19 protein-coding genes, 1 other RNA gene and 1 pseudogene are annotated in these 23,526 nt (G+C 44.4%); 11 read left to right on the top strand and 10 right to left on the bottom strand.

Features of this window, described 5'->3' with window-relative positions; translation table 11 throughout:
- Positions 1-111, top strand: a pseudogene (locus tag ACEWB7_RS13155) (IS1595 family transposase); the annotation flags it as partial.
- Positions 112-489: 378 nt separating this feature from the next.
- Entirely contained in the window at positions 490-1,659 is a 1,170-nt protein-coding gene (locus ACEWB7_RS13160; protein ID WP_086238139.1) for a site-specific integrase, read from the top strand.
- Between the two features lie 98 nt (positions 1,660-1,757).
- Here the strand turns inward: ACEWB7_RS13160 and ssrA are convergent.
- Positions 1,758-2,117: a transfer-messenger RNA gene (gene ssrA, locus ACEWB7_RS13165) on the bottom strand.
- 130 nt (positions 2,118-2,247) lie between these two features.
- Between ssrA and glpK the strand changes: the two genes are divergently transcribed.
- Positions 2,248-3,732 (top strand): glycerol kinase GlpK, encoded by a 1,485-nt coding sequence (glpK, locus tag ACEWB7_RS13170; RefSeq protein WP_312318354.1) that lies wholly within the window; start codon positions 2,248-2,250, stop codon positions 3,730-3,732.
- Between the two features lie 49 nt (positions 3,733-3,781).
- Here glpK and ACEWB7_RS13175 read toward each other — a convergent pair whose 3' ends face one another.
- The 3 genes from ACEWB7_RS13175 to ACEWB7_RS13185 form a co-directional block, all read right to left on the bottom strand.
- On the bottom strand, positions 3,782-5,308 hold the full coding sequence (locus ACEWB7_RS13175; protein WP_312308860.1) for a DHA2 family efflux MFS transporter permease subunit: 1,527 nt from the start codon (positions 5,306-5,308) through the stop codon (positions 3,782-3,784).
- 6 nt (positions 5,309-5,314) lie between these two features.
- Positions 5,315-6,460, bottom strand: coding sequence for an HlyD family efflux transporter periplasmic adaptor subunit (locus ACEWB7_RS13180; RefSeq protein WP_312308859.1), 1,146 nt, complete (start codon positions 6,458-6,460; stop codon positions 5,315-5,317).
- A 266-nt stretch (positions 6,461-6,726) separates the two neighbouring features.
- Complete coding sequence (locus tag ACEWB7_RS13185) at positions 6,727-7,224, bottom strand: thioesterase family protein (RefSeq protein ID WP_312308857.1); 498 nt, start codon at positions 7,222-7,224, stop codon at positions 6,727-6,729.
- Positions 7,225-7,329: 105 nt separating this feature from the next.
- Between ACEWB7_RS13185 and hemB the strand changes: the two genes are divergently transcribed.
- A complete protein-coding gene (gene hemB, locus ACEWB7_RS13190) occupies positions 7,330-8,343 on the top strand; it encodes a porphobilinogen synthase (RefSeq protein ID WP_004783221.1) in 1,014 nt (337 codons plus the stop codon).
- A 20-nt stretch (positions 8,344-8,363) separates the two neighbouring features.
- Complete coding sequence (gene thiO, locus ACEWB7_RS13195; protein WP_312308855.1) at positions 8,364-9,485, top strand: glycine oxidase ThiO; 1,122 nt, start codon at positions 8,364-8,366, stop codon at positions 9,483-9,485.
- Here thiO and ACEWB7_RS13200 read toward each other — a convergent pair.
- Complete coding sequence (locus ACEWB7_RS13200; protein WP_179992938.1) at positions 9,474-10,379, bottom strand: TIGR01777 family oxidoreductase; 906 nt, start codon at positions 10,377-10,379, stop codon at positions 9,474-9,476. The two genes, thiO and ACEWB7_RS13200, sit on opposite strands and share 12 nt — an antisense overlap.
- A gap of 195 nt (positions 10,380-10,574) precedes the next feature.
- Complete coding sequence (locus ACEWB7_RS13205) at positions 10,575-11,021, bottom strand: ABZJ_00895 family protein (protein ID WP_312308851.1); 447 nt, start codon at positions 11,019-11,021, stop codon at positions 10,575-10,577.
- A 627-nt stretch (positions 11,022-11,648) separates the two neighbouring features.
- Between ACEWB7_RS13205 and ACEWB7_RS13210 the strand changes: the two genes are divergently transcribed.
- Genes ACEWB7_RS13210 through ACEWB7_RS13220 form a run of 3 tightly spaced genes read left to right on the top strand, consistent with a single transcriptional unit; the run spans position 11,649 to position 17,632 of the window.
- The gene (locus tag ACEWB7_RS13210) at positions 11,649-12,902 is read left to right on the top strand and encodes an exonuclease SbcCD subunit D (RefSeq protein ID WP_312308849.1); all 1,254 of its coding nucleotides are present in this window, start codon (positions 11,649-11,651) and stop codon (positions 12,900-12,902) included.
- Positions 12,903-12,910: 8 nt separating this feature from the next.
- Entirely contained in the window at positions 12,911-16,522 is a 3,612-nt protein-coding gene (locus ACEWB7_RS13215) for an AAA family ATPase (RefSeq protein WP_312308847.1), read from the top strand.
- 3 nt (positions 16,523-16,525) lie between these two features.
- The gene (locus tag ACEWB7_RS13220; RefSeq protein WP_312308845.1) at positions 16,526-17,632 is read left to right on the top strand and encodes an acyltransferase family protein; all 1,107 of its coding nucleotides are present in this window, start codon (positions 16,526-16,528) and stop codon (positions 17,630-17,632) included.
- Positions 17,633-17,663: 31 nt separating this feature from the next.
- Here ACEWB7_RS13220 and ACEWB7_RS13225 read toward each other — a convergent pair whose 3' ends face one another.
- Positions 17,664-18,353, bottom strand: a complete 690-nt coding sequence (locus tag ACEWB7_RS13225; protein WP_312308843.1) for a YggS family pyridoxal phosphate-dependent enzyme — start codon at positions 18,351-18,353, stop codon at positions 17,664-17,666.
- Positions 18,354-18,476: 123 nt separating this feature from the next.
- Here ACEWB7_RS13225 and ACEWB7_RS13230 point away from each other — a divergent pair, with 123 nt between their 5' ends.
- Complete coding sequence (locus ACEWB7_RS13230) at positions 18,477-19,514, top strand: type IV pilus twitching motility protein PilT (protein ID WP_004783232.1); 1,038 nt, start codon at positions 18,477-18,479, stop codon at positions 19,512-19,514.
- Positions 19,515-19,541: 27 nt separating this feature from the next.
- Positions 19,542-20,663, top strand: coding sequence for a PilT/PilU family type 4a pilus ATPase (locus tag ACEWB7_RS13235; protein ID WP_004783234.1), 1,122 nt, complete (start codon positions 19,542-19,544; stop codon positions 20,661-20,663).
- Positions 20,664-20,728: 65 nt separating this feature from the next.
- On the opposite strand, the gene fur is transcribed toward ACEWB7_RS13235, so the two are convergent.
- Complete coding sequence (gene fur / locus ACEWB7_RS13240; RefSeq protein ID WP_004783237.1) at positions 20,729-21,166, bottom strand: ferric iron uptake transcriptional regulator; 438 nt, start codon at positions 21,164-21,166, stop codon at positions 20,729-20,731.
- A gap of 112 nt (positions 21,167-21,278) precedes the next feature.
- Between fur and ACEWB7_RS13245 the strand changes: the two genes are divergently transcribed.
- Positions 21,279-21,677: an outer membrane protein assembly factor BamE gene (locus ACEWB7_RS13245; RefSeq protein WP_004783238.1), complete on the top strand. Its 399-nt coding sequence runs from the start codon at positions 21,279-21,281 to the stop codon at positions 21,675-21,677.
- Between the two features lie 103 nt (positions 21,678-21,780).
- Here ACEWB7_RS13245 and ACEWB7_RS13250 read toward each other — a convergent pair whose 3' ends face one another.
- The gene (locus tag ACEWB7_RS13250) at positions 21,781-22,110 is read right to left on the bottom strand and encodes an RnfH family protein (protein ID WP_312308840.1); all 330 of its coding nucleotides are present in this window, start codon (positions 22,108-22,110) and stop codon (positions 21,781-21,783) included.
- Entirely contained in the window at positions 22,110-23,189 is a 1,080-nt protein-coding gene (locus ACEWB7_RS13255; protein ID WP_312308838.1) for a hypothetical protein, read from the bottom strand. Before ACEWB7_RS13255 ends, ACEWB7_RS13250 begins: the two co-directional genes overlap by 1 nt.
- Positions 23,190-23,526 lie beyond the last annotated feature (337 nt).

Below are 23,526 nucleotides of genomic sequence, written 5' to 3' on the forward strand. Positions count from 1 at the left end.
TTTAACGGCATATCAAAAGAGTACTTTGATTATCATCTTAAAGAAACTGAATGGCGTTGGATGAGGGAACCTAATGAGTTAGCAACTGAGCTGTGGAACCTCATTAGGTAAAATTAAGTGTAAATCTACTAGTCTAGAGCCATTTTAAAAATAACCATTTTTTTGAAGTTTTAAACAAAACGAGTTCTAAAAAAATTTCATGTGATAAGTTTTTCACATGACGATTTATGACTAGGAAAATTTATGCTTAGCCATGAATAATTTTTAAAATCAGCTCAACTGGCTAAGTAATTTTATGCAAAACGAAATTTTAGATGTTCTTTTAGAGCTAGGGCTTACACCTGTCGATTGAGTAGATGCTTCAGTGTTCTCAAAACTCACAGGCATTGAAGAACAAAAGTTGACCCATCGACGAAAAAATTGGCCACAAGATCTAGTTTGGACAAAACAAGATGGAAATATCTATTACTCACTGAGAGGTTATAACCAATGGCTGACAGAGCAGACGAAAAAGCGTTACCACCTGGTGTCCGAATTAGAGATGGCGCCATCGAAATCAATTTCAGCGTTAAAAAACAACGCTATTTCATCACGCTCCCCCACCCGCCAACTGCGGAAGGGATTCGTACAGCCGCTAAAATTAAAAGTGATTTAAAAACCAAAGCTAAATGGGGAATTTTGACTGAAGCTGATATTTCAAAGGTAAAAGGTATTGAAATTCCTGAAAACAATCCAGCAGATGAAGAACAAGTTCTATTTCAAGATATGGCTCAAAAGTTCCTAAAATTTTCAGGTGCGAATAAAGATTCTAAAAATGGTTATCGTAAGATTTTAGAGTTTCACTGGATGCCTTATTTCGCTTTGACACCTATCTCAAATATCACGACCGAAGATATTGAGGAAGTCATTATCGATCGTGATTTTCAAACAGCTAAGACTTTTAATAACTGCGTAACTCCTCTACGAGGGGTATTTGAATTGGCTGTTAAGCATAATCAGATTTCTGCAAACCCTATGAATAAAATTAAGAATCGTAAGGTCCAGGTTGAAACACCGGATCCCTTCACACGCAAGGAGATGGAAACCTTATTGGCTTGGCTCGATAAAAGCTTGCATGATGAGGACAAATTTTACCGCTGGTATTTTGAATTTGCCTTTTGGACTGGCTGTAGGCCTTCAGAAATGATTGCTCTCAGAGAAAGCGATATCGATTGGTTCAATGGAACATTCAAGGTCAGCAAAAGCCGTGTAAGAGGACTAGAAAAGAAAGTGACCAAAACACATACTTCTCGCGAGGTTTATCTGAATGAACGATCAACTCTGGCTTTGAAAGCTTTGCTTCAATTTAAAAAAGATCAAGGCTACCAAACAGATTATGTGATGCTATGTCCCAAGACTAAGGAACCATTCTTTAATGAAAAACCACCTAGAGAGCGTCTTGTAGAAGCGATGAAAGCGTGTTCTATACGTCACCGCCCTGCATACAATGCAAGGCATACTTATGCGACGATGTTGCTCATGGATGGCGTCAATCCAATGTTTGTAGCCGATCAACTTGGGCATAGCCTACAAATGCTGATCAAACGCTATACTAAATGGTTGCATGGAGATAAGAACAAGCAAGAAATTGCGAAACTTAGCGTAACTCGTACAGCCTAAATACGTCGAAATCGAAAAATCTTGGAATGAAAAATGTGGCAAATATGTGGCAATAAAAAAGCCACTTAGCATAAGTGGCTGATTTATAACAAGAATTTTGGTGGAGATGGCGGGAGTTGAACCCGCGTCCGCCAACACTACGCTCGAGAATACTACATGCTTAGATATCGTCTATTGTTTTAACACCAAGAGACCCGACGAACAGGGTTCAAGGTGCGATCCTCTAGATTTGGTATAAAGCCCCGAGGCTTGACTCTATACGGACTTGTGTGCGTTCGCTTCAGTCGGGATCTCTAACCACAAGTATTCAGAGATGCGGACAAGCAGCCCTTAGGCTGCTAGAGCGTAAGTTTCGTCGTTTGCGACTATTTAAATGCAAATTTTATTTACGAGAGAAAATGCGCTCTCGGCATGCATCTATGAGTTTCATCATCGGCGTCGAAGCCAAGAACATCCCCAAAGTACAAGCTCATCATAGCATAACTGGCAAAAAATACGATGCATTTTCTACACAAATACACTTTTGAATGCGCCTGATTACATAATTGCGCTAATATTTCATAATTCAAGTCAGCATTTAAAAAAATTATGAGCTATTTATTGGCACTCGATCAGGGAACGACGTCTAGCCGTGCAATCATCTTTAATGAACACGGACAGATTCAGGCAACAGCTCAACGCGAAACCCATATCCAGACCCCACATTCCGGCTGGGTCGAACAGGATGCACAGGAAATATGGAGCTCGCAGATTGCAGTGGTACAACAGGCCTTAGCCACTGCCCGGATTCTGGCCAAAGATATTAAAGCGATTGGACTGACCAACCAGCGTGAAACGACTGTTGTTTGGGATCGTCGCAATGGTAAGCCTCTTGCACCAGCGATTATCTGGCAAGATCGTCGTGCAGCCGACTGGTGTAATCAGCTGATACAGCAAGGTCAAATGGATCAGGTCCAACAAAAAACTGGATTACGGATTGATCCCTATTTCAGTGCCGGCAAGCTGGTCTGGTTATTAGAACATGTGGATGGTTTACGTGCACTCGCAGAGCAAGGTCATGTAGCTTTTGGCACCATTGATAGCTGGCTGATCTGGAACCTGACCCAAGGTGCCGAGCATATCATTGAAGCGAGTAATGCGTCCCGTACCATGTTGATGAATCTGCATACTCAAAGCTGGGATGAGGAGCTACTCGACCTGTTTAATATCCCGGCTTCAGTTCTGCCACGAATCATTAGTTCCGATTGTCATATTGCAGATACAGCACCGGGTTTATTAGGGGCTACGATTCCCATTACTGGTATTCTGGGTGATCAGCAATCTGCCTTATTTGGCCAGTCTTGCTTCGAACCCGGTATGGCAAAAAATACCTATGGCACCGGCTGTTTTATGCTGTTCAATACCGGTCATGACATTCAGCTCAGCCAGAATAAATTACTTTCCACCCTCGCCTGGCAGGCACAAGAACAGACCAATTATGCCCTGGAAGGCAGTGTGTTTATGGCTGGTGCTGTGGTGCAATGGCTGCGTGATGGGCTTGGCATCATCCAAAAAAGCAGTGATATTGAGAAACTAGCCTGTAAAGTTAAAGATACCGACGGCGTGGTCTTAGTCCCCGCCTTTACCGGACTCGGTGCACCGCATTGGGACAGTGAAGCGCGTGCCCTGCTTTGTGGCATGTCGCGAGGAACCAATAAGGCTCATATTGCCCGTGCTGCATTGGAATCGATTGCCTTTCAGGTCTCTGATGTACTGACTGCCATGCAATCCGATATTGCTCATCCTCTAAAAGAGCTACGCGTCGATGGTGGCGCCAGCTTTAATGATATGCTGATGCAGTTCCAGGCTGACCTGCTGAATGTACCTGTCTTGCGTCCGAAGATGCTGGAATCCACCGCTTGGGGTGCTGTGGCCATAGCAGGTTTAAAGTCCGGGGTATTTTCTAATTTAAATGAAATTGCTCAATCCTGGCAGCTGGATCGCGCCTTTGAACCGAAAATGCAGAATGATGAACGTGAAGCACATTTAGCCAAATGGCAAAATGCCTTAAAGCGGGCTAAATCCGATTTATAAGCCCATAAAAAACCGCTGAACATTCAGCGGTTTTTTATTTTGGAAAATATTAATGTGATGGCATTCCACCCACACCCGCTTTCGGTCGTGGAGCTAGCCAGACAATTAAGGCTGCAAAAACAAAGACCATCGCCAAAATCAAAAAAAGGTGATTGGCAGACAGGGTTAATGCTTCTTTATCCACCAGACTGGAAATATAACCTAAGGCACTGTCCGAACTCATGCCCTGAGCTATTAGGGTATTTTGAGTTTCTTCGACATTCAGTTTACCGACCAGCTCACTGCGTGCCACTTTACTATGATCATCCCAGATCGTGACTGCAATTGAAGCTCCGATCGCTCCAGCCATGGTCCGCAGAAAGTTCATCAAACCTGCTGCTGATGCCATTTCCTGAGGCTGGACTGAGGCCAATGCCATATTGGAGAGTGGAATGAAGAAGAATGGCACCGCAAAACCTTGCAGAATCTGTGGCCAGGCCAATGCCATAAAATCCGCATCCGTAGTCCAGAAAGCGCGCATCAAAGTCACAACGGCAAGCAAGGTCAAACCAAAACTGGCCAGAATACGCTGATCGTATTTGGTTGCCATCTTCGCTACAATCGGTGACATCAATAGGCTACCAAAACCCATAGTCGCGGTTAGATAACCTGCCCAGGTGGCCGTATAACCCAGATTAATCTGCACCCACTGTGGAATCAGTACAATACTGGAAAAGAAGGCACCGAAGGCAAATGCCAATGACAGCACAGCAAAGGTAAACCCGCGATATCGGAAGATCCGGATATCTACGATCGGATGCCGCTCGGTCAGTTCCCAGATGGTAAAGATGATTAAACCGACTATGGCAAGCACCGCCAAGGTCCCAATAAAGGAACTACTAAACCAGTCATGTTCATGACCCAAATCCAGCATCAATTGCAGCGCACCAATCCAGAGAATCAGTAAGAACAAACCACCTTTATCAATCTTCAATGCATTGGTTTCAGTTTCTGCTGGTTTTAATAGCTTCAATGCAGCCAGACCACAGAACAGACCCACTGGAATATTGATAAAGAAAATCCAGTGCCAAGACAGGTTATCACTAATCGTACCGCCGAGAATTGGACCGAGAATTGGCCCAACAACAGTCGTCATCGCCCACATACCCATCGCTTGGGATTGTTTTTCAGGTGGGAAGATGCGTAGCAATAAAGTCTGGCTGAGCGGCATAATCGGGCCGCCAAACAGCCCCTGCCCGATCCGGCAAAACACCAGCATTTCCAGACTGGTTGAAATCCCGCACAGAATTGAAAAAATGGTAAAACCAAGCAAGCAGACACCAAACAGGCGTACGCTACCAAAGCGACCCGCCAGCCAGCCTGTCAAAGGTACACAGATCGCTTCTGCAACTGCATAAGACGTAATGACCCAGGTGCCTTGCGAGCTGGACACTGCCAGACTACCGGTAATATGCGGCACCGAGACATTGGCAATGGTCATGTCCAGCACGACCATGAAATTGGCCAATGCCAGAACAAAGGCCGCCAGCATCAGCTTGCCGCCAGTCAGATTCCCATATGGAACATATTTATTCATTGGGAATTACTTCTTAAAGTGGATTTCAGCTTCCATCGATAGACCCACACGTAGCGGATGCTCAGCCAGCTCTTTCGGATCCAGCTGAATACGCACTGGCAAACGCTGTACCACTTTGATCCAGTTACCCGTTGCATTCTGAGCCGGAATCAGAGCAAAAGCTGAACCTGTACCGCCAGAGAAGCCAACCACAGTGCCGTGATATTTCACCGATTTACCATACAGATCAGACGTCAGTTCAGCTTTCTGCCCGACACGGACTTTTTCCAGCTGGCTTTCTTTGAAATTGGCATCAACATAGAGCTGATCTACTGGTACGACCATCATCAGCATTGTACCTGGCGCAACACGTTGACCCACCTGAATTGAACGGCGTGAAACCACTCCATCAAAAGGTGCTTTAATTACAGTACGTTCTAGGTCCAGCTCGGCCTGTTTCAGTTTAGCTTCTGCGACTAATACATCAGGAGTCGAATTTTCATTCGCACCTTGAATCAAGGCCTCATTCGCCGCCAAATTGCTTTGTGCTGCTTTCTGGCTGGATCTTGCTTGTGCCAGACCCGCTTCAGCAGAAGCTACGCCTGCTTTAGCAGTATCCAATGCAGATTGTGCGGTACTGAGTTCTTCTTTTGACACTGCACCGCTCGCACTGAGTTTTTCACGACGCGTATATTCATTTTGTGCTTTATGTAAGGCTGCCTGAGCCTGAGCCAGCTGAGCTTCGGCACTGCGAATCGCATCATCACTAACACCAATCTGTGAGCTTAAAGCCCCACTATTGGCCGCAGTCTGTTTGTACTGGCGCTTGGCTTTGGTCAGTTCTGCACGTGCCTGAGCCACTGCAATTTTGGCATCACGGTCATCGATTTTGGCCAGGATATCGCCCTGTTTGACCGCTTGGGTATCATGAACCAGTACTTCAGCGACCTGACCACTGACCATAGACGTAATAGAAGCCGTTTCAGCACCCACATAGGCATTTTCAGTACTGACTGAATTGTTCAGAAAGAATTTCCAAACCAGAAACAGCACCAGTGCAATCACTATAAAGATAGCAACGATACTCAGGGCCTTTTTACGTTTATTTTTTAAAGCTTGATCTGAAGTTGCATCAGATGCGTTTTCTGGCAGGGTGTCTTGTACATCTGTCATTGATTTTTTCCTAAATCCAACAGACTTGGTCACGCAGCCACACTGACCAGCACTGACATGAATGTATAATAGATTCATATCCCGTTTATTGATCAATGGGTAAAATGAGAAAGCCGTATTAATTTAATTTTCATGCATTCTAATAATAAAAATTAGAAAATATGCAAAAAAATATTACTCCGAAGTTTAAAAAACTAAGCCCCTATTCCAGGAATAAGGGCTTAGTTCGGGCCCAGAGTGAGCTAGGATCGAGGAGATAAACTTAATTAATAGGCATATGATGCAATCGCTATAGCAATCGGCTTGTCATCATCATTGACCATGGTCATGCGCATGGTGCAGCCCTTACGCCCCAAACGTAAGGTTTCTGCACGGGCAATAAAATATTTACCACGACCGGGTGCCAGATAATCCACGCGCATATCTACCGTCGCCAGACGTGATACCTTTTTAATCGTATCGGCAATAGTTTCCGGTTCGGCTTTTTTATACAGCTCCCCCATTGCCACAATTCCGCCAATACTGTCGAGTATGGTCGCGGCAAGACCGCCATGCAGAATCTGAAAAGCCACATTGCCAATCATGAAATCCTGCATTTCAACATATGCTTCGATCTGACCATCAACCACCCGCATGGTCATGCCATTATGCTTAAAAAAAGGAGAGGTATTAAAAGCGTGTACCAACTGGTTTAAAACCACTTCAATATCCACTTTTGCACCTAAATGTATATTACCTGTCCAATTTCTTTCTGTCTTAGTCATAAGTCTGCCCGAAGCTACAACAATAAAAAACCGCTAATTTATGCCCAAAAAATTCAGATAGGGTTACAATAGGGGCCTAGTTTAATACTGATTACTGAGATTTTTATGACCTATACGTTCAATCGTCCCGCGTTTCCTGCAACTCGCATGCGTCGTATTCGTAAAAATGAGCATTTACGTTCTATGGTACGTGAAACCCATCTCAGTGCTGATCACTTGATTTATCCAGTATTTGTGCTTCCGGGACAAAACCAGACCCAAGACATTCCAAGTATGCCAAATGTGCAGCGCCTGTCTGCTGACTTGTTGTTAAAAAAATCAGAACGTTTGCTCGAACTAGGTGTCAATAAGCTGGCGCTGTTCCCGGTTACACCCCAAGAAGATAAAAGCCTAACTGCAGAAGCCGCTTGGCATGAAGATGGTCTGGTACAGAAGACCGTTCGTCTGCTGAAAAAAGAATTACCGGAAATGGTACTGATTACCGACGGCGCGCTAGACCCTTATACCACGCATGGCCAGGACGGCATCATTGATGAAACCGGCTATGTCCTGAATGATGAAACGGTTGAAGCGCTGATCAAGCAGACTTTAAGCCATGCAGAAGCCGGAGCTGATATTGTCGCGCCAAGTGACATGATGGATGGCCGCATCGGTGCAATTCGTCAGGCCTTTGAACAGAATGGCCATATCTATACCTCTATTATGGCTTATTCAGCCAAATATGCATCTAGCTTCTATGGCCCATTCCGTGATGCGGTTGGTTCTGCCAGCAACCTGAAAGGCGGTAATAAATACAATTACCAAATGGATTTCGCTAACCGTGCCGAAGCATTGCATGAAATCGCACTGGATATCCAAGAAGGTGCAGATATGGTGATTGTTAAACCGGGAATGCCGTATCTGGATGTGGTTCGTGAAGTCAAAGATACCTTCGGTATACCCACCTTTATTTATCAGGTTAGTGGTGAATATGCCATGCTGGCTGCTGCAATTCAGAATGGCTGGTTATCTGATAGTGTAATTCTAGAGTCCCTGATGTGCTGCCGTCGTGCCGGCGCAGATGGTATCTGGACTTACTTTGCGGAAGAAGCGGCGCTCAAACTGAAAGACATGAAATAAAATAGAAGGACCTTGGCGCAATGCATATCGCCATTATCGGAGCAGGCATTACCGGCTTGATGTCAGCTCTGGAATTGCTTGAACAGGGATGTTCCATTACGATTTTTGATCAGCAAGCGGCTGGACAGGCAGCCTCTTGGGCCGGAGGTGGTATCCTCTCCCCAATGTATCCTTGGCGTTATCCTAATGCCGTCAATGCCCTCGCCCGCCATGCTAAACCGCTGTATCAAGCCTGGAACCAGAAACTGCAACCGATCACCGGGATTGATTTCCAGATTCATGAAACCGGTATGCTGATTTTTGATGAAACGGATTTTGAGATTGGACTGCGCTATGCCGAGCAATATCAAGATCCGCAGCAACATGCCGAATATCTGAATCAGCCTCAAATCCAGCAAATCAATTCCAAAGTAGATCCGAAATTTAAACAGGCGATCTATTTTCCAGAACTTTCCAATATCCGCAATCCGCGACTGTTACAGTCCATTATTGCTTACCTTAAACAGCATCCGCGTGTCACTTGGCAAGAGCATTGCAATATTAGTCAGCTAAATATCCAGCAAGATCATGTACACAGTGTTTCCACTAAAAATGGCCTGAGCTTTAAAGCAGATCAGTTCGTCATTGCCACCGGTGCATGGTCTGCACGCTGGTCTGAACAGCTCGGTCTGGACATTCCAGTTCATCCGGTTCAAGGCCAGATGTTGCTCTTTAAAACGCCAGAAAACTGGCTACCAACCATGTGCATGAACAAGGTCATGTATCTGATTCCACGTCGTGATGGTCATGTGCTGTGTGGTTCCAGCATGCGTCAGGTCGGTTTTGATACTTCTCCTTCTGCTGAAATCCGTCAGGATATTTTAGCTGCTTGCTTGGAAATGGTGCCGGAACTGGCAGCTTTTCCGATTGTGAAACAGTGGGCTGGTCTACGACCAAGCTCCCCGGATGGCATTCCCTATATCGGCAAAATTCCGCATCTGAACAATCTCTGGACCAATTTTGGCCAGTTCCGTAATGGCTTATGTATGGGTGCTGCTTCTGGAAAATTGCTGTCTCAGTTAATCCTGGAACAACCGACCATCGTAGATCCACAGCCTTATAGTCCGGTACAGCGTTTACAGCCGCACTCTTTAACGGTTTAAAATTTCAATCAAGGCTTCTTTCAGGGTCGGATAGCTAAATTCAAATCCGGCTTCCTGCAAAGCTTTGGGCTGGACATATTGACCATTCAGAATCAGTTGTGACTGTTCACCTAGCATCATTTTCATACTGCAAGCTGGTAACGGTAATAAAGGTTTACGCTTCAGCACCTGTGCTGCGATCCGGACAAATTGCGCCTGACTGACTTTTTCAGGTGCCACCACATTAAATACCTGTTGCTGGGTCGGCTGCTGCATCAGAAATTCGATCGCCCGCATGACATCCTGTAGATGTACCCAGGTCACCGGCTGACGCCCATGACCAATCCGGCCAAATATATTCAGCTTAATTGGCAATAACATCTGCGGAAGAATCCCGCCTCCTTGACCAAACACCACAGCAAAGCGAACAATTTTGGTGTCCTGCCCGGTATAGGACAAGGCCAGTTTTTCCCATTTCTCACACAGTTCTGACATAAAAATGGATTGTGGTGGACTTTGTTCAGTACACACCGTCTCCCAGTGTTCTTGCGGATCGATTCCATAGTAGCCGACCGCTGAAGTCGAAATAATACGTTTGGGCTTAATCTGATTTTTCTCTAGATAGTCATATAACTGCCTGGTGGTATTTAGCCGACTGTCCAGCAATTTCTTTTTGCGGGCGGCTGTCCAGCGACCCTGACCGATACTTTCACCAGCCAGATTAATCACATAGTCAATCTGATGATTTTTCAATTCTTCCAGATTATTAATCCAGTGAAAATCAGGATGCTCTTCTCGCAATTTTTTCTGCCGGGTCAGGCCGATCACGGCATAATCACGAGCCAGTAAAAATTTCACCAGATGGCTGCCAATAAAACCGCTGGCGCCTGTCATGAGGACTACAGGTTTATACATGGTTATTCTGTGCCATTATTATTGTATTGCTCAAATTATACGTCACTTATGAATCAGAATATTCGGGAAAGTGATATGGGTCGATGAATGCAAAATTGTCTCATCATGCCATACAGAAAACTTCTAATTTTCTATATAGCCTGATTTAGCATCTTGAATTTAATCTCAACGATTTTGATATAAAGAGTCGAAATCTTAGCCAAACATTTTTGCTGCCATACGCTGTGCCTGTTTGCCATAAAACCAGTAGGTCAGCAGATAAAGCGGAATCGCGATGAGCAGGAACATGATCACGACAATACTCAGAAATTGGGGCTGTTGCAGATATAGTAAAAAGTCCTGCCAGGCATTCGGATTGGAACGCGTCGCAATAGCAATCCCTAGAATTAAAAATACCAGATTATAGCCCCAGTAAATCAGACTGAATCCTAAGGTGAATTTTTTACGTTCTGCTTGGGTTGGCGCCCGTTGTTCCTTTTTTAAAAAATTAAACAGTACCCAGATCATCGCCACCAGATAAGGCACAATGGTTAATACTGCGCCCATGCCAGTCGGCATTAACGCCGCCACGACCCCGCAAATGCAGGTAAAAATAAAGCATAGGAAGAAAAACCAGAGAAAATAGCGAGTTAGAGGCACCATTAGTAGGACTCAAGGACAATTAATCAACTAGTATAAAAAAAATTAATTTTTTTTTCATTTTATTGTCAACCTAAAGCGAGATGCTGACGTTATATAGGGTACAAGGTTCGGAAATTTGGACTGGCATCCACAAATTTTCGTTCTCTTTGCTAAAGCAATAAGTCCAGTGTTTTAGAAAATTTTGAATAGCAGCCAAAATTTTCACTATACACAAATCTTTGACCGACGATTTCATCATCACTCGAATCGTCGGTTTTTATTTTTTGGACGAACCGTTTTTAACAATTCGCCTGCCAATCTTTATTAGCTTCTTATGCAGCATAAAATAATGATTGCCTGTAGTTTTTCAAGTCTGTTTTTAGCAATTTTTATAAAAATATTGGTTCTGCTATTCAGATGTTATGAAATTGCCTGAAGTAAGATTTAAAATAAAAACGCTGTATTCAATACTTTATATATAAACATCATATTTTATTGATTTCACAAGTATTATTCTTATATTCAAAATTACGCTGAAAATAGTTTCAATGAAGTGTAGCAATGAAATAGATCAAAATATTTTTTTCAAGTAGATTTTTAGCTGGGCTTTTTTCTATAGTAGGAAGGCAAAAATAAAGGTGAGTATACATGGCAGTTCATTTTCTACATACTTCTGATTGGCATTTGGGACAGTTTTTCCATAACCATGACCGTGAATTTGAACATGCACAATTCCTGAATTGGCTCCTTGAACAAATCAAGGAAAAACAGCCACATGCCCTACTGATTGCCGGTGATATTTTTGATGTCATCAATCCCGCTTCCAGTGCCCAAAGACAGCTTTATCAATTCCTTGCCGATGCCCATGAACTGGCACCGCATATGCAAACCCTGATGATTGCCGGCAACCATGATTCAGGTTATCGAATTGAACAGGTTCAGCCTTTATTGACCAAATTTAATGCCAAAGCGGTGGGTATTGTCGGCCGGACTGCGGACAATACTCTTGATCTGGATCGTTTGCTGGTTCCGATTTATGACCAGCAGCAAGAGATTATTGCCTGGTGCCTAACCCTGCCTTATTTGCGTAGTGCCGAGATTACCGGCATTAATGAACATACCCATAATAGCCAGAATGCCATCAGTTATCTGCACCAACAATTGATTGCAGAAGCCAAAGCACGTAAGCAACCACATCAGTCGCTGATTCTCATGTCACATGCACATATGCAAGGTGGAGAAACTTCCGATTCCGAACGCCCCATTATTGTCGGCAATGAAGAGGCTCTCTCAACGGCGCTATTTGATGAAGTCATTGACTATGTCGCTCTGGGACATCTGCATAAACCGCAGAAAGTCGGTCAGCCGCATATTCGCTATAGTGGCTCCCCGATTCCCCTATCCTTTAGTGAGATCAACTATTCGCATCAGGTTGTTGAAGTCAGAATCGATCCTGAACAAAATGCTGAACAGCGTTTTCAGTTTGAAGCGCTGAAAGTTCCTCGTACTGTCGAGCTATTTAGAATTCGAGAAAATCTGGAAAATCTGCTCAGCAAAGTAAAAGCACTGCCGACTGGGGAAATTGAGCATCTGGCAGCACGACATTTTCTGGAAATTGAATATACTACCGATGCACCGCCACCGGTAGATTTACGTCAGCAGATTGAACAGGCACTGCCGCCAAATCGTTATCGTCTGCTACGCATCAGCCGGATTTATCAACGACAAGCAGAAGATCAGACCGATAGCTCTAAAATTGACTTGGCACCTCCAACACCAGAAACACTGTTTTTCAATATCTGGGAAAAAATGGGCTATAGCCACGATCATGCGGTGCAGCAGGATTTTCAGCAGTTATTGGTCGAAGCCCAACATGAACTTGCACAAAAACAACAAGCTTAGGATCAGCCATGAAAATTATCCGTCTGAGCCTAAATAACCTCGCCTCTCTCGCTGGTATGCATCATATTGATTTTGAATCAAATCCTCTGGCACATGCCGGACTGATTGCGATTACCGGAAAAACCGGTGCTGGTAAATCTACTCTGCTCGATGCCATGTGCCTGGCGCTGTATAACGAAATTCCACGTTTAAAAGGTGCCACAGGTAGTCTGAAAGATGCAGGTGGACAGGATGTCTCGATCAAGGATTCCAAAAATATTCTGCGCCGTGGTTGCGTACAGGGTTTTGCCGAGCTTGAGTTTATTGCCTTAGACCAAAAACGTTATACCGCACGTTGGGAAATTCGTCGTGCCCGGCAGAAAGTGGATGGCAATTTAAAGGTCGATCGTGCCATTACCTGTCTTGATGATCAACGGGTGCTGAACCAGAAAATTTCTGAATGCACGCCGCTGATTGAAAAACTGGTCGGCTTGAGTTTCGAGCAGTTTACCCGTGCGGTTCTACTAGCACAGTCTGAGGTTGGTGCTTTTCTAAAAGCCAAAGATAATGAACGTGCTGATCTACTTGAATATCTGACCAATTCTCAGATTTTCAGTCTGGTCAGCCAAAAAGCATTTGAAAAACACAGTGAAGTGAAGCAGAAACGCGCTGATCTGGAAAAATTAATCGGTCATCTGGAACTGTTATCTGAAGAAGATATTGCTACTCTACAGCAGCAACACACGACTTTAAAACAGGCGGTTGAGCATCTAAACCAGAGTGAAAAGGTACTGGAAAATGACCTGAAATGGCATCGCCAGCAGCATTATCTTTATACTGAAATTCAGGCAAAAAAAGAAATCTATACGGTTCAACTGGATGCTGAACAGAAGATGGCACCGCAAAAACAGTTATTAGATCAACTGGACCAGTTTCAGCAGATTCGGGAACAGTTTGTCCAGCAACAGCAGTTTCAAAAGCAGCGTAGCTATTTACTGATTGAGCAGCAAAACTTTGTTGCCGAATTCACAGCAGTTCAACAGCAACGTGATAGCGAACAGCACAAGTTGCAGCACATTCAGCAACAGCAACAACAGCATGAACAAGAGTTCCAGAAGATCAAACCTTATCTGAATCAGGGACTCAAGCTGGATCATGAAATGCTGTCGATTGGCGATCAGTACAGACAGCTTGCAGCTGAACAGCAGACCTATAGAACCCAGAAGATTCAGCCTGTTCAGAATCAACTGGTGCAGACTGAGCAACGGTTACAACAGGTTCAGGCTCAGTACCAGCAGATTCAAAAGCAACTAGAACAACAGAGCTTTTTAGCGGTTTTTGATGACGAACCGCAGGCGACTCTGCAACGCCTGCGGGACTATCAGGAACTTCACCAGAAATTCATGCGGCAGCACCCGGCACTTTTCCAATCTAGCCGGGCTGAACTGGAACAGCAGCAACAGGCTTTATCTGCCAGCTTGCAGGAACTCACTCAGCGTTATATTCATCTGGATCAGCTTGAACAGCAAATCCAACAGTTCCAGGCCCAACAACAGCAACTCAGTACCCAGCATTCGAAGCTTGAAGCTTTAATGCGAACCGTACAGCAAATGGCTGGCTTAGAAGCTGAAAGCCTACAATTGAACCGGGATTTAAAAAACCATCATGATCGTTTAAAGCAACTAGAAACTGAGCTGGTTCAATTACAGCAACAACGTCAGGAAGCAGAACAGGCCTTCGAACAATTGCAACAAGTACTGGCTCAGCAACGTTTATTACAGGCACAAAGTGTTCAGGAATTACGTGCACAGCTGAAACCAAATGAGCCTTGTATGGTCTGTGGCAGTCATGAGCATCCTTTTGTACAGCATCAGGAACTGCTAGAAAATGCTTTGCAACAATTACATGATCAGCAGCTTCAGGAAGCTCAGAAAAAACTACAGCAACTGACTCAGGCATATCAGCAAGCACAAATCCAGCAATCTCAACTACAAACCTTAATTGAGCAACATCAGCAACGCAGCAGTCAGCTCAATACGACACTACAACAGCAGAAGATTCAGTTGAATCAGGACCTTCAGCAATTTGATTTGCTGTTGGATTTAAGCCAGAGTACAGATCATTTGCAGCAACAGCTTGGCCAGCATGTGCTTCAACTTCAACAAGAGCAACAGCAGCTAGCACAGACCCTGCAAAATCAGCAAAGTGACTGGAAACAATGGCGTCAGCAACAGCAACAGCTGGATCAACTACGTTTTAGCATGCAGCAGCATTCACAGCTAGAACAAATGATTCAGCCAGTTCTTCATCTACTGCTTGAGTCCTTGCAGAAATCCTGGATTACTGATGCCTCATCAAGCTGTCAGCAGCTATCTCACCAACTGCAACAACGTCAGAAACAGACTCAGGAATTCAAAACCTTAGAGACTCACATGCAAAGCTTAAATCAGCAGATTGAAAAGGCACGTGATCAGCTCAGCCTGCATCAGCAATATGATGCACAGTTACAGCAAAAGATGAATACGGCGCTGAATATGGGTAAAGCGCTACGTGAACAGCTCAACCATCTGACCCTCACCCATGCCGGACAGATTTATCCTAAAGCACAGGAATGGCGTGACCATCTGGAGCAACAACAACAGGCGTTGGATGAACAGCTACGGGCACAGAGTCTGATGACCCAGCAGCATGATCAGCATTTACAACAGGCTGAGCTGAAAAAGCAGAGTTTCATCACCCAGATTCAGCAACTGGAACAGCAGATCAAGCAATGCCAGCAATCTATTCAGGACTGGCAAAATACACATCCTGCTTTTGATGCTGAACATATCCAGCATTGCCTGAATATTGACTTGCAACAACATCAGCAAATTCGCCAGCAATTACAGGCACAACATCAGGCGGTTGAAAATGCCAAAACGGCTTGGGATATTCTGGAGGAACAATATCAGCATCATTTGAAATCCAAGCCTGAACTTAGCTTTGAAGAAGTTGAACTGCGCTTAAGTGGACTGGCACAGGAAAAAGCTGAACAGGAAAATGCCTGTAATGAAGTAGCCACCAAACTAAGAATACATGCCAATAACCAATCGACCTTACAACGCTACCAGCATCAGATTGAACAGGTCAAAGCTGAAGAATATCGTTGGGGTCGGATCTATGACCTGATCGGCCATAAGGAAGGCACCAAATTCCAGAAAATCGCGCAAGAACATCATCTGGATATTCTGGTCGAATATGCTAATCAGCAATTACAGCCTCTAGCACCGCGTTATCAGCTGCACCGGATTCCAGACAGTTTGAGTCTGGCGATTATTGATCTGGATATGAACAGTGAAGTACGTCCTGTCCTGTCACTCTCTGGCGGTGAAACTTTCTTGGTCTCTCTGGCTCTAGCCTTAGCGATTGCCAATATGGCTTCCGGCTCTATGAAGCTGGAATCGCTATTTATTGATGAAGGTTTTGGTACTTTAGACCCGGCTTCCTTACATATGGTCATGAATGCGCTGGATCATTTGCAGAGTCAGGGCCGTAAAGTAGTGCTGATTTCCCATGTACAGGAGATGCATGAACGGATTCCGGTTCAGATTCAGGTTAAACCGGTCGGTGCTGGTGCCAGTACCATTCAGATTATAGGTTAAAGCATGAACTCTACCCCGAACAAGCTCTCGCCCTATTTCAGCTTACAGCTTGAGAGCTTGCGGGGTATCAGTGCCATTGTGGTGCTATTCAGTCATAGTTTTCAGGCTTTTATCGCGCCTTTTGATCTGAGCCTATATTCCTGGGTACGTCTATTAGGCCAGGCTGCTGTGATGATCTTTTTTGTGCTCAGTGGCTATTTAATCGGGACTTCGATCCAGAATAACATCCAACAACATGAAAATTTTAATCTGCGGCAGTATATACGGCAGCGTTATCGGCGCATTTTACCGCCCTTTCTGTTTGCATCCGCTTTCAGTCTGATTCTATATGCACTAGCACCTACATTTTTTGCTTCACATAGCCATGAGTTCCAGAACAGTTTTGGCATGATGATCCGGACTGCCTATGACATTGATACTCAGGATTTTCTGGGTTCTTTATTCTTTCTCAATGGCTTTATTACACCAACGGTATCCGCCAATGCGCCGCTCTGGAGCCTGAGCTTTGAAGTCTGGTTTTATGTACTGGCCGGATTTCTGCCTTTTTTAAAAGATTCTGGAATCGCTAAAATCGGCTTTTTTATCTTGCTTCTAGGGCTTTCTCTACTGAACTATCAGTTTCTATTTTATTTCCTGCTCTGGCTAGTTGCCTTTGCCAGTTCATTCCGGCAGATCCAGCTGTATTTTTTGAGTCGACTACAACTCGTTAAATTAGTACTCTTTGGCTTGGCGTTTATAATTGCCTGTGCGGATGCTTACCAGTTTCATGTCATTGAACAGGCTGACTTATATCGTGTCAATTATTTTGTGCCGTTTAACCTGTGTATGGGACTCGCCTTTGTCTGCTGGATTGTGCAGCTGCAACATCAACAAAGCCAATATCAACCAGTTTGGCCTCAATCTGCAAATTTCTCCTATACACTTTATGTCACCCATTTTCCTTTACTACTTTTTATTCTAGGCTGCTTTCCTGCAACGCTTGATCATAGTCTTGAGGGTGCCGTTTTATCCCTATTTATGAGTATGTGCAGCTTAATTTTCTTTGCCTGGCTTATGGCCCAATGGCTGGAACCCCAAAGAAAAAAAGCGTTATCAACTACTCTGCAATAACGCTTTCCCAAAACTCAATTGTCAGTACAAATCAGTCCGTTTTTTTAGGACGTGCGCCAAATAAGGCCGTTCCCACACGTACCATGGTAGAACCTACTGCAATCGCCTCAGTCATGTCGGCAGACATCCCCATACTTAAAGTATCCCAGTCTTCAGGTTTTGCATGTTGGCTTTTGACATGTTCAAACAAGGCTTTGGCATCTGCGAAAGCCTGAGTATTTTCTGGCGCAGGAATGACCATCAGACCACGTAAGCGCAAATTCGGTAATTGACTGATCTGTGCGACCAGATTAGTCACTTCCTCAGGCTGACAACCGTCCTTGGTATCCTGCCCATCAATATTGACTTGCAGACAGATATTAAGCGCAGCTTGAGAATCACTACGCTGATTAGATAAACGTTCAGCAATAATCAGACGATCCACCCCATGCACCCAGGCAAAATTTTCTGCCAGATGTTTGGTTTTGTTGCGCTGCACATGACCGATAAAATGCCACTCAATATCCATGTCTTTGAGTGCTGTGATTTTTTCCAGCGCTTCCTGTAAATAGTTTTCACCAAAGGCACGCTGACCAGCCTGATACATTTCTGCCAGCACAGGGCTGGGCTGGGTTTTGGAGACGGCCAGAAGTTGCACCGAATCCGGCTCACGCCCCGCCAGAGCGCAGGTGGACTGGATCTGAGCTAAAACCTGATTTCGTGACTGTTGCAGCATATTCATTGATGGGGTTCTCATTTCGTGCGGATTTTTTTCCCTTGCTCATCAACTAAGTGTTGGTTAAGCTGTGGGAAAGCCTTATTATTCTAGCAAAATAAATAACATTTTAATGAACTCGGGGACCTTATGGATATTACAGAACTGTTAGCCTTTTCTGCTAAAAATGGTGCGTCGGATTTACACTTATCAGCAGGTTTACCACCCATGATTCGTGTGGACGGGGAAGTACGTCGCATCAACCTGCCTGCACTGGAACATAAAGAAGTACACAAACTGGTGTATGACATCATGAACGACAAGCAACGCCGTGATTATGAAGAAAATCTGGAAACTGACTTCTCTTTTGAAGTTCCAGGCGTAGCCCGTTTCCGTGTGAACGCATTTAACCAGAACCGCGGTGCAGGCGCAGTATTCCGTACCATTCCATCTAAAGTACTGACCATTGAAGATCTAGGTATGGGGCAGATCTTTAAAGATATCTGTGAATATCCACGCGGTATTGTACTGGTAACAGGGCCAACCGGTTCGGGTAAATCAACGACGCTTGCAGCGATGCTTGACTATATCAATGACAACCGCTATGACCATATTCTGACCGTCGAAGATCCAATCGAATTTGTACACCAATCGAAAAAATGTCTGATCAACCAGCGTGAAGTGCATCGTGACACGCATGGATTTAATGAAGCATTACGTTCCGCATTACGTGAAGACCCGGATATTATTCTGGTCGGTGAGATGCGTGACCTTGAAACCATCCGTCTGGCACTCACTGCTGCGGAAACCGGTCACTTGGTCTTCGGTACCCTGCATACCACCTCAGCGGCAAAAACCATTGACCGTGTGATTGACGTATTCCCTGCTGAAGAAAAAGACATGGTGCGTGCCATGTTGTCAGAATCTCTACAAGCTGTTATTTCGCAAACCCTATTGAAGAAAAATGGGGGTGGTCGTGTGGCTGCACACGAAATCATGATCGGTATTCCGGCGATCCGTAACCTGATCCGTGAAAACAAAGTGGCACAGATGTACTCTGCGATTCAAACCGGTGCCAACTATGGCATGACCACGCTGGATCAAAGCCTGAAAACGCTGGTATCGAAAGGCATTATCAGTCCGCAAGTCGCCCGTACTGCAGCAAAACAGCCTGAATCATTCTTATAAGAATAATTAATTTTTTGGGGTTTTATCATGGACTTTAACGGCTTACTCAACTATATGGTAGAGAAAAAGGCCTCGGATCTGTTCATCACAGCCGATGTTGAACCCTCTATCAAAATTAACGGCCAGATTGTACCGATTGGCTCGGTGAAATTACCGGGTGCAGCTGTGGGACAGCTACTTAACTCGATCATGACCGAGAAGCAGCGCAAGGAATTTGCCGACACACGCGAGTGTAACTTTGCCATCAGCAACCCGGACAAATCGGCACGTTTCCGTGTCAGCGCATTCCAGCAACGCGATCAGCCAGGCATGGTATTGCGCCGTATTGAAACCGTCATTCCGACCATGGATGAGCTGAAGTTACCGCCTATTCTAAAAGAACTGGCGATGACCAAACGCGGCATCATTATTTTTGTGGGTGCAACCGGTACGGGTAAATCGACTTCCCTCGCCTCTTTGATTGGCTACCGTAATGAAAATTCCAAAGGTCATATCATTACCATTGAAGATCCGATCGAATTTGTGCACCAGCATAAGGGTTGTATCATTACCCAACGTGAAGTCGGTATTGATACTGACTCCTTTGAAGTCGCATTGAAAAACACCTTGCGTCAGGCACCAGATGTGATTCTGATCGGTGAGATCCGCTCTCGCGAAACCATGGACTATGCGATTGCATTTGCGGAAACCGGTCACCTGGTTTTTGCGACCCTGCACGCCAACAATGCCAACCAGGCTATCGACCGTATCATTCACTTCTTCGAAGCCGACCGTCACAGCCAGCTGTTTATGGATCTGTCCCTGAACATGAAAGCCATTGTGGCACAGCAGCTAATTCCAACTATTGATGGTAATGGCCGCCGTGCAGCGATTGAAATCCTGATCAATTCACCATTGATTGCGGATCTGATCCGTAAAGGTGATGTGCATGAAATCAAGGATCTAATGAAACGTTCACGTGAACTGGGCATGCAAACCTTCGACCAGGCGCTATATGACCTATATAAAGCCAAGCAGATTAGCTATAAAGATGCACTAAAACACGCCGACTCACCAAACGACCTGCGTCTGCAAATCAAACTGTCAGAAGAAGGTGGCGAGCATTTATTACGTGCGCATTCCAATATTACTTTTGATGGTCAAACCTGATCATTTTCCAAGCATAAAAAACAGGCTTTATTAAAAGCCTGTTTTTATTTCAGCCTAAAGCTAAATTATTTCTTACGGTAAGCTTCCTGACATTCAGGCGCGTCACAATAACCGTAAAGATTAAGTGAATGACCAGTCAATGCAAAACCAAATTTCTTCGCAACTTCGTGCTGTTCATGTTCAATAACATCATTTGTAAATTCAACGACTTTGTTGCAATTTTGACAAACCAAGTGATCGTGATGATCTTCCTGCATAATTTCAAAAACTGAGTGATTATTTTCAAAATTATGACGCTCAATAATCCCTGCTGCCTCAAATTGTGTTAACACACGGTACACAGTTGCAAGACCCACATCTTCCCCTTGTTCGAGTAAAGTCTTATAAATGTCTTCAGCGCTAAGGTGATGCCGTCTAGAGTTTTCTAATAGTTCTAATATTTTAATTCGTGGAAGGGTAACTTTCAGTCCAGCTTTTCGTAAATCTTGGTTTGAAATAGGCATGTAAAAAGGTCTCTCAACAAAATCAAAGTTGGAATAGGCAACAAAGTTTAGATGCAGTATGATCTATCCTTGGATCAAATGCATCATAATTAATTTGGGATAGTGTAGCAAAATGCAAAAAATCATGCTGACGTTATTCGTCACTTCATTGCTTGTCGGCTGTTCGACATTAGGTGTGTACAAAGTTGATATTCCTCAAGGAACACCTTTAACTCAAGCACAAGCCTCTAAAATTCAGGTAGGAATGAGCCACCAACAGGTGCGTTTCCTGCTCGGTAGTCCAACAGTATCTGATCCGCTCAATCCGCTACGCTGGGACTACATCTACAACTATACCCCAGGAACCTATGCTAAAAAAGCCAAGATCCCAGCAGCCCAAGGCCAGCATCTAAAAATTTACTTTAATCAGTCTGGTATCGTAGAGCGTATTGAAGGTCTGGAAACCATTCCAGAATCTCAACCAGGTCTACCAGGTTCCAAAGAAGCGATCTTAAATGCCCCACCACTATAATCGGTTTTGCATAAAAAAACCCCTGTATGATCAGGGGTTTTTTTAATTAAATAGATTGATTTATCAAATAATCAGACCATCTGTTCAATAAAGCCACATTCCACTAATCGGAACGTTTATTTTGCTTGAAACGGTTACCTTTGGCATAACGACCCACCGGATTCTTCTCAGCGCGCTTACGGCGGATATCCTTGGGATTAATGGTTAAAGCACGATAAATCTCTACCCGATCTCCTGCTGCCAATGGCTGGGTATGATCCTGTAGCTTAACGCCAAAAATGCCCATACTCAGAGGTTCAGGCAATTCCACCTGTGCACGGATGCCACTTTGCTCAATTGCATCCAGTGCAGTCATGCCGGGCTGGAAAGGTACGGCAATATGAAACTGTTGTTCCGGGGTAGCATAGGCTACCCAGATCATCGCCTCAGTCATCAGAAAAATTGTCCTAGTACAGCAACAATGGCCAGAATAATCGATACTGGCAAGACAATACGAACTGCAATACGCCAGATGTTATACACTGCTTCTGAGCTAAAGTTCATCGATTTACGCAAATGACTGATTTTCATGATCCAGCCAGCAAACAAGGCATAAATCAGACTGATCACCAGTCCCCAAAGAATCAGCAGATTATTGAAAATTGGAGCAACATTTGGAATTAACCAGACCAAGGTGGCAGCGATCACAATCGTCCACTGAATGATGATATTCATTTGACGTTGCTGTAATTGCTCACGTGCCATTTGCATAAGCAAAGCAGCGGCTGCGACAATGGCTGCGATTAAAGCAAATGCAGGGATTTCAGCTTTCACTGCAAAGAAACCAAAGGCGATGATCGCTAATAGCTGCGCCACCCAAATCGGTAAAGCAGTTTTAGTCGCAACATCCTGCTGTTTTACGACAGCCAGACTTGATTGCCAATACAGCCCCATACCTAGACCACTCGCCACCAAAGCCAATACAGTGGCATTGCCCCACTCTACGAATTGGACGGGTGTTACCTGCCAAGCCGGTAATTCAGTTCCCATCACATTCGCCATGATCAAAGATGCAAGTACGCCGATCGTGGTAATCCCAACCAGAATTAAACGTGGCACCAGCGATAAGACAAATGCAGCAATTGCCAGCACCGCAAAAATCACTGGCTGCTGAACATCGAAATTAGTAACTGCAATCACATTAGAAGCATGATTGAGCATCGCACCCGCAAGGAATGGAATAAATACAACTGCCAGCCAGCCGACGATCCGCCAGCGCTGAGAACTATCAGCTTCACGGGTAAGGCTCGACAATGCCTGTAGTGCAGTGGTTTTTGAGCGTTTCGCCAGAGCAATTTCCAGATAACAGACTGGAAGGGCCAGTATTAGCATGGTCGCTAACCACAACATCCAGAAATCAAGCTGACGGTCAATCTGAATACCTGTTATTGGTGCGAGTGTCGCAATAATAAGAAAGGATAAACAGAAAGCCATCAGAGGCGATAACCATTTTGACATAGCATTGTCCTGCATGATGTATTCCTATAAAAATCTAGCGCTATTTTGCCTTGTGAGGCGATGAAAATCAAAAACAAAAAAGCAAACCACCATGCCCGTGATTTGCTGCGCAAATTTATTATTAAGCTTTATTTTTTATTTTCCCGATTTGTCTTTATTTTAACAACAATCGAGTTATGAGAAGAAACGGGCAAACCAGTTTTTACCCTTTTTCTTTTCTTTATCTGTCCCGTCCTGAAATAAGTTTACACCTTAAGAGACTTATTTTATGGAACATGCACAAGAACAACGAGTTAAACGCACACAACGTGATTATAGCTTCGCCTTTAAAATGATGGTTGTACATGAAGTA

The organism is Acinetobacter sp. NIOH-H-8 (assembly GCF_046635365.1).
In the GTDB taxonomy this organism is placed as follows: Bacteria; Pseudomonadota; Gammaproteobacteria; order Pseudomonadales; family Moraxellaceae; genus Acinetobacter.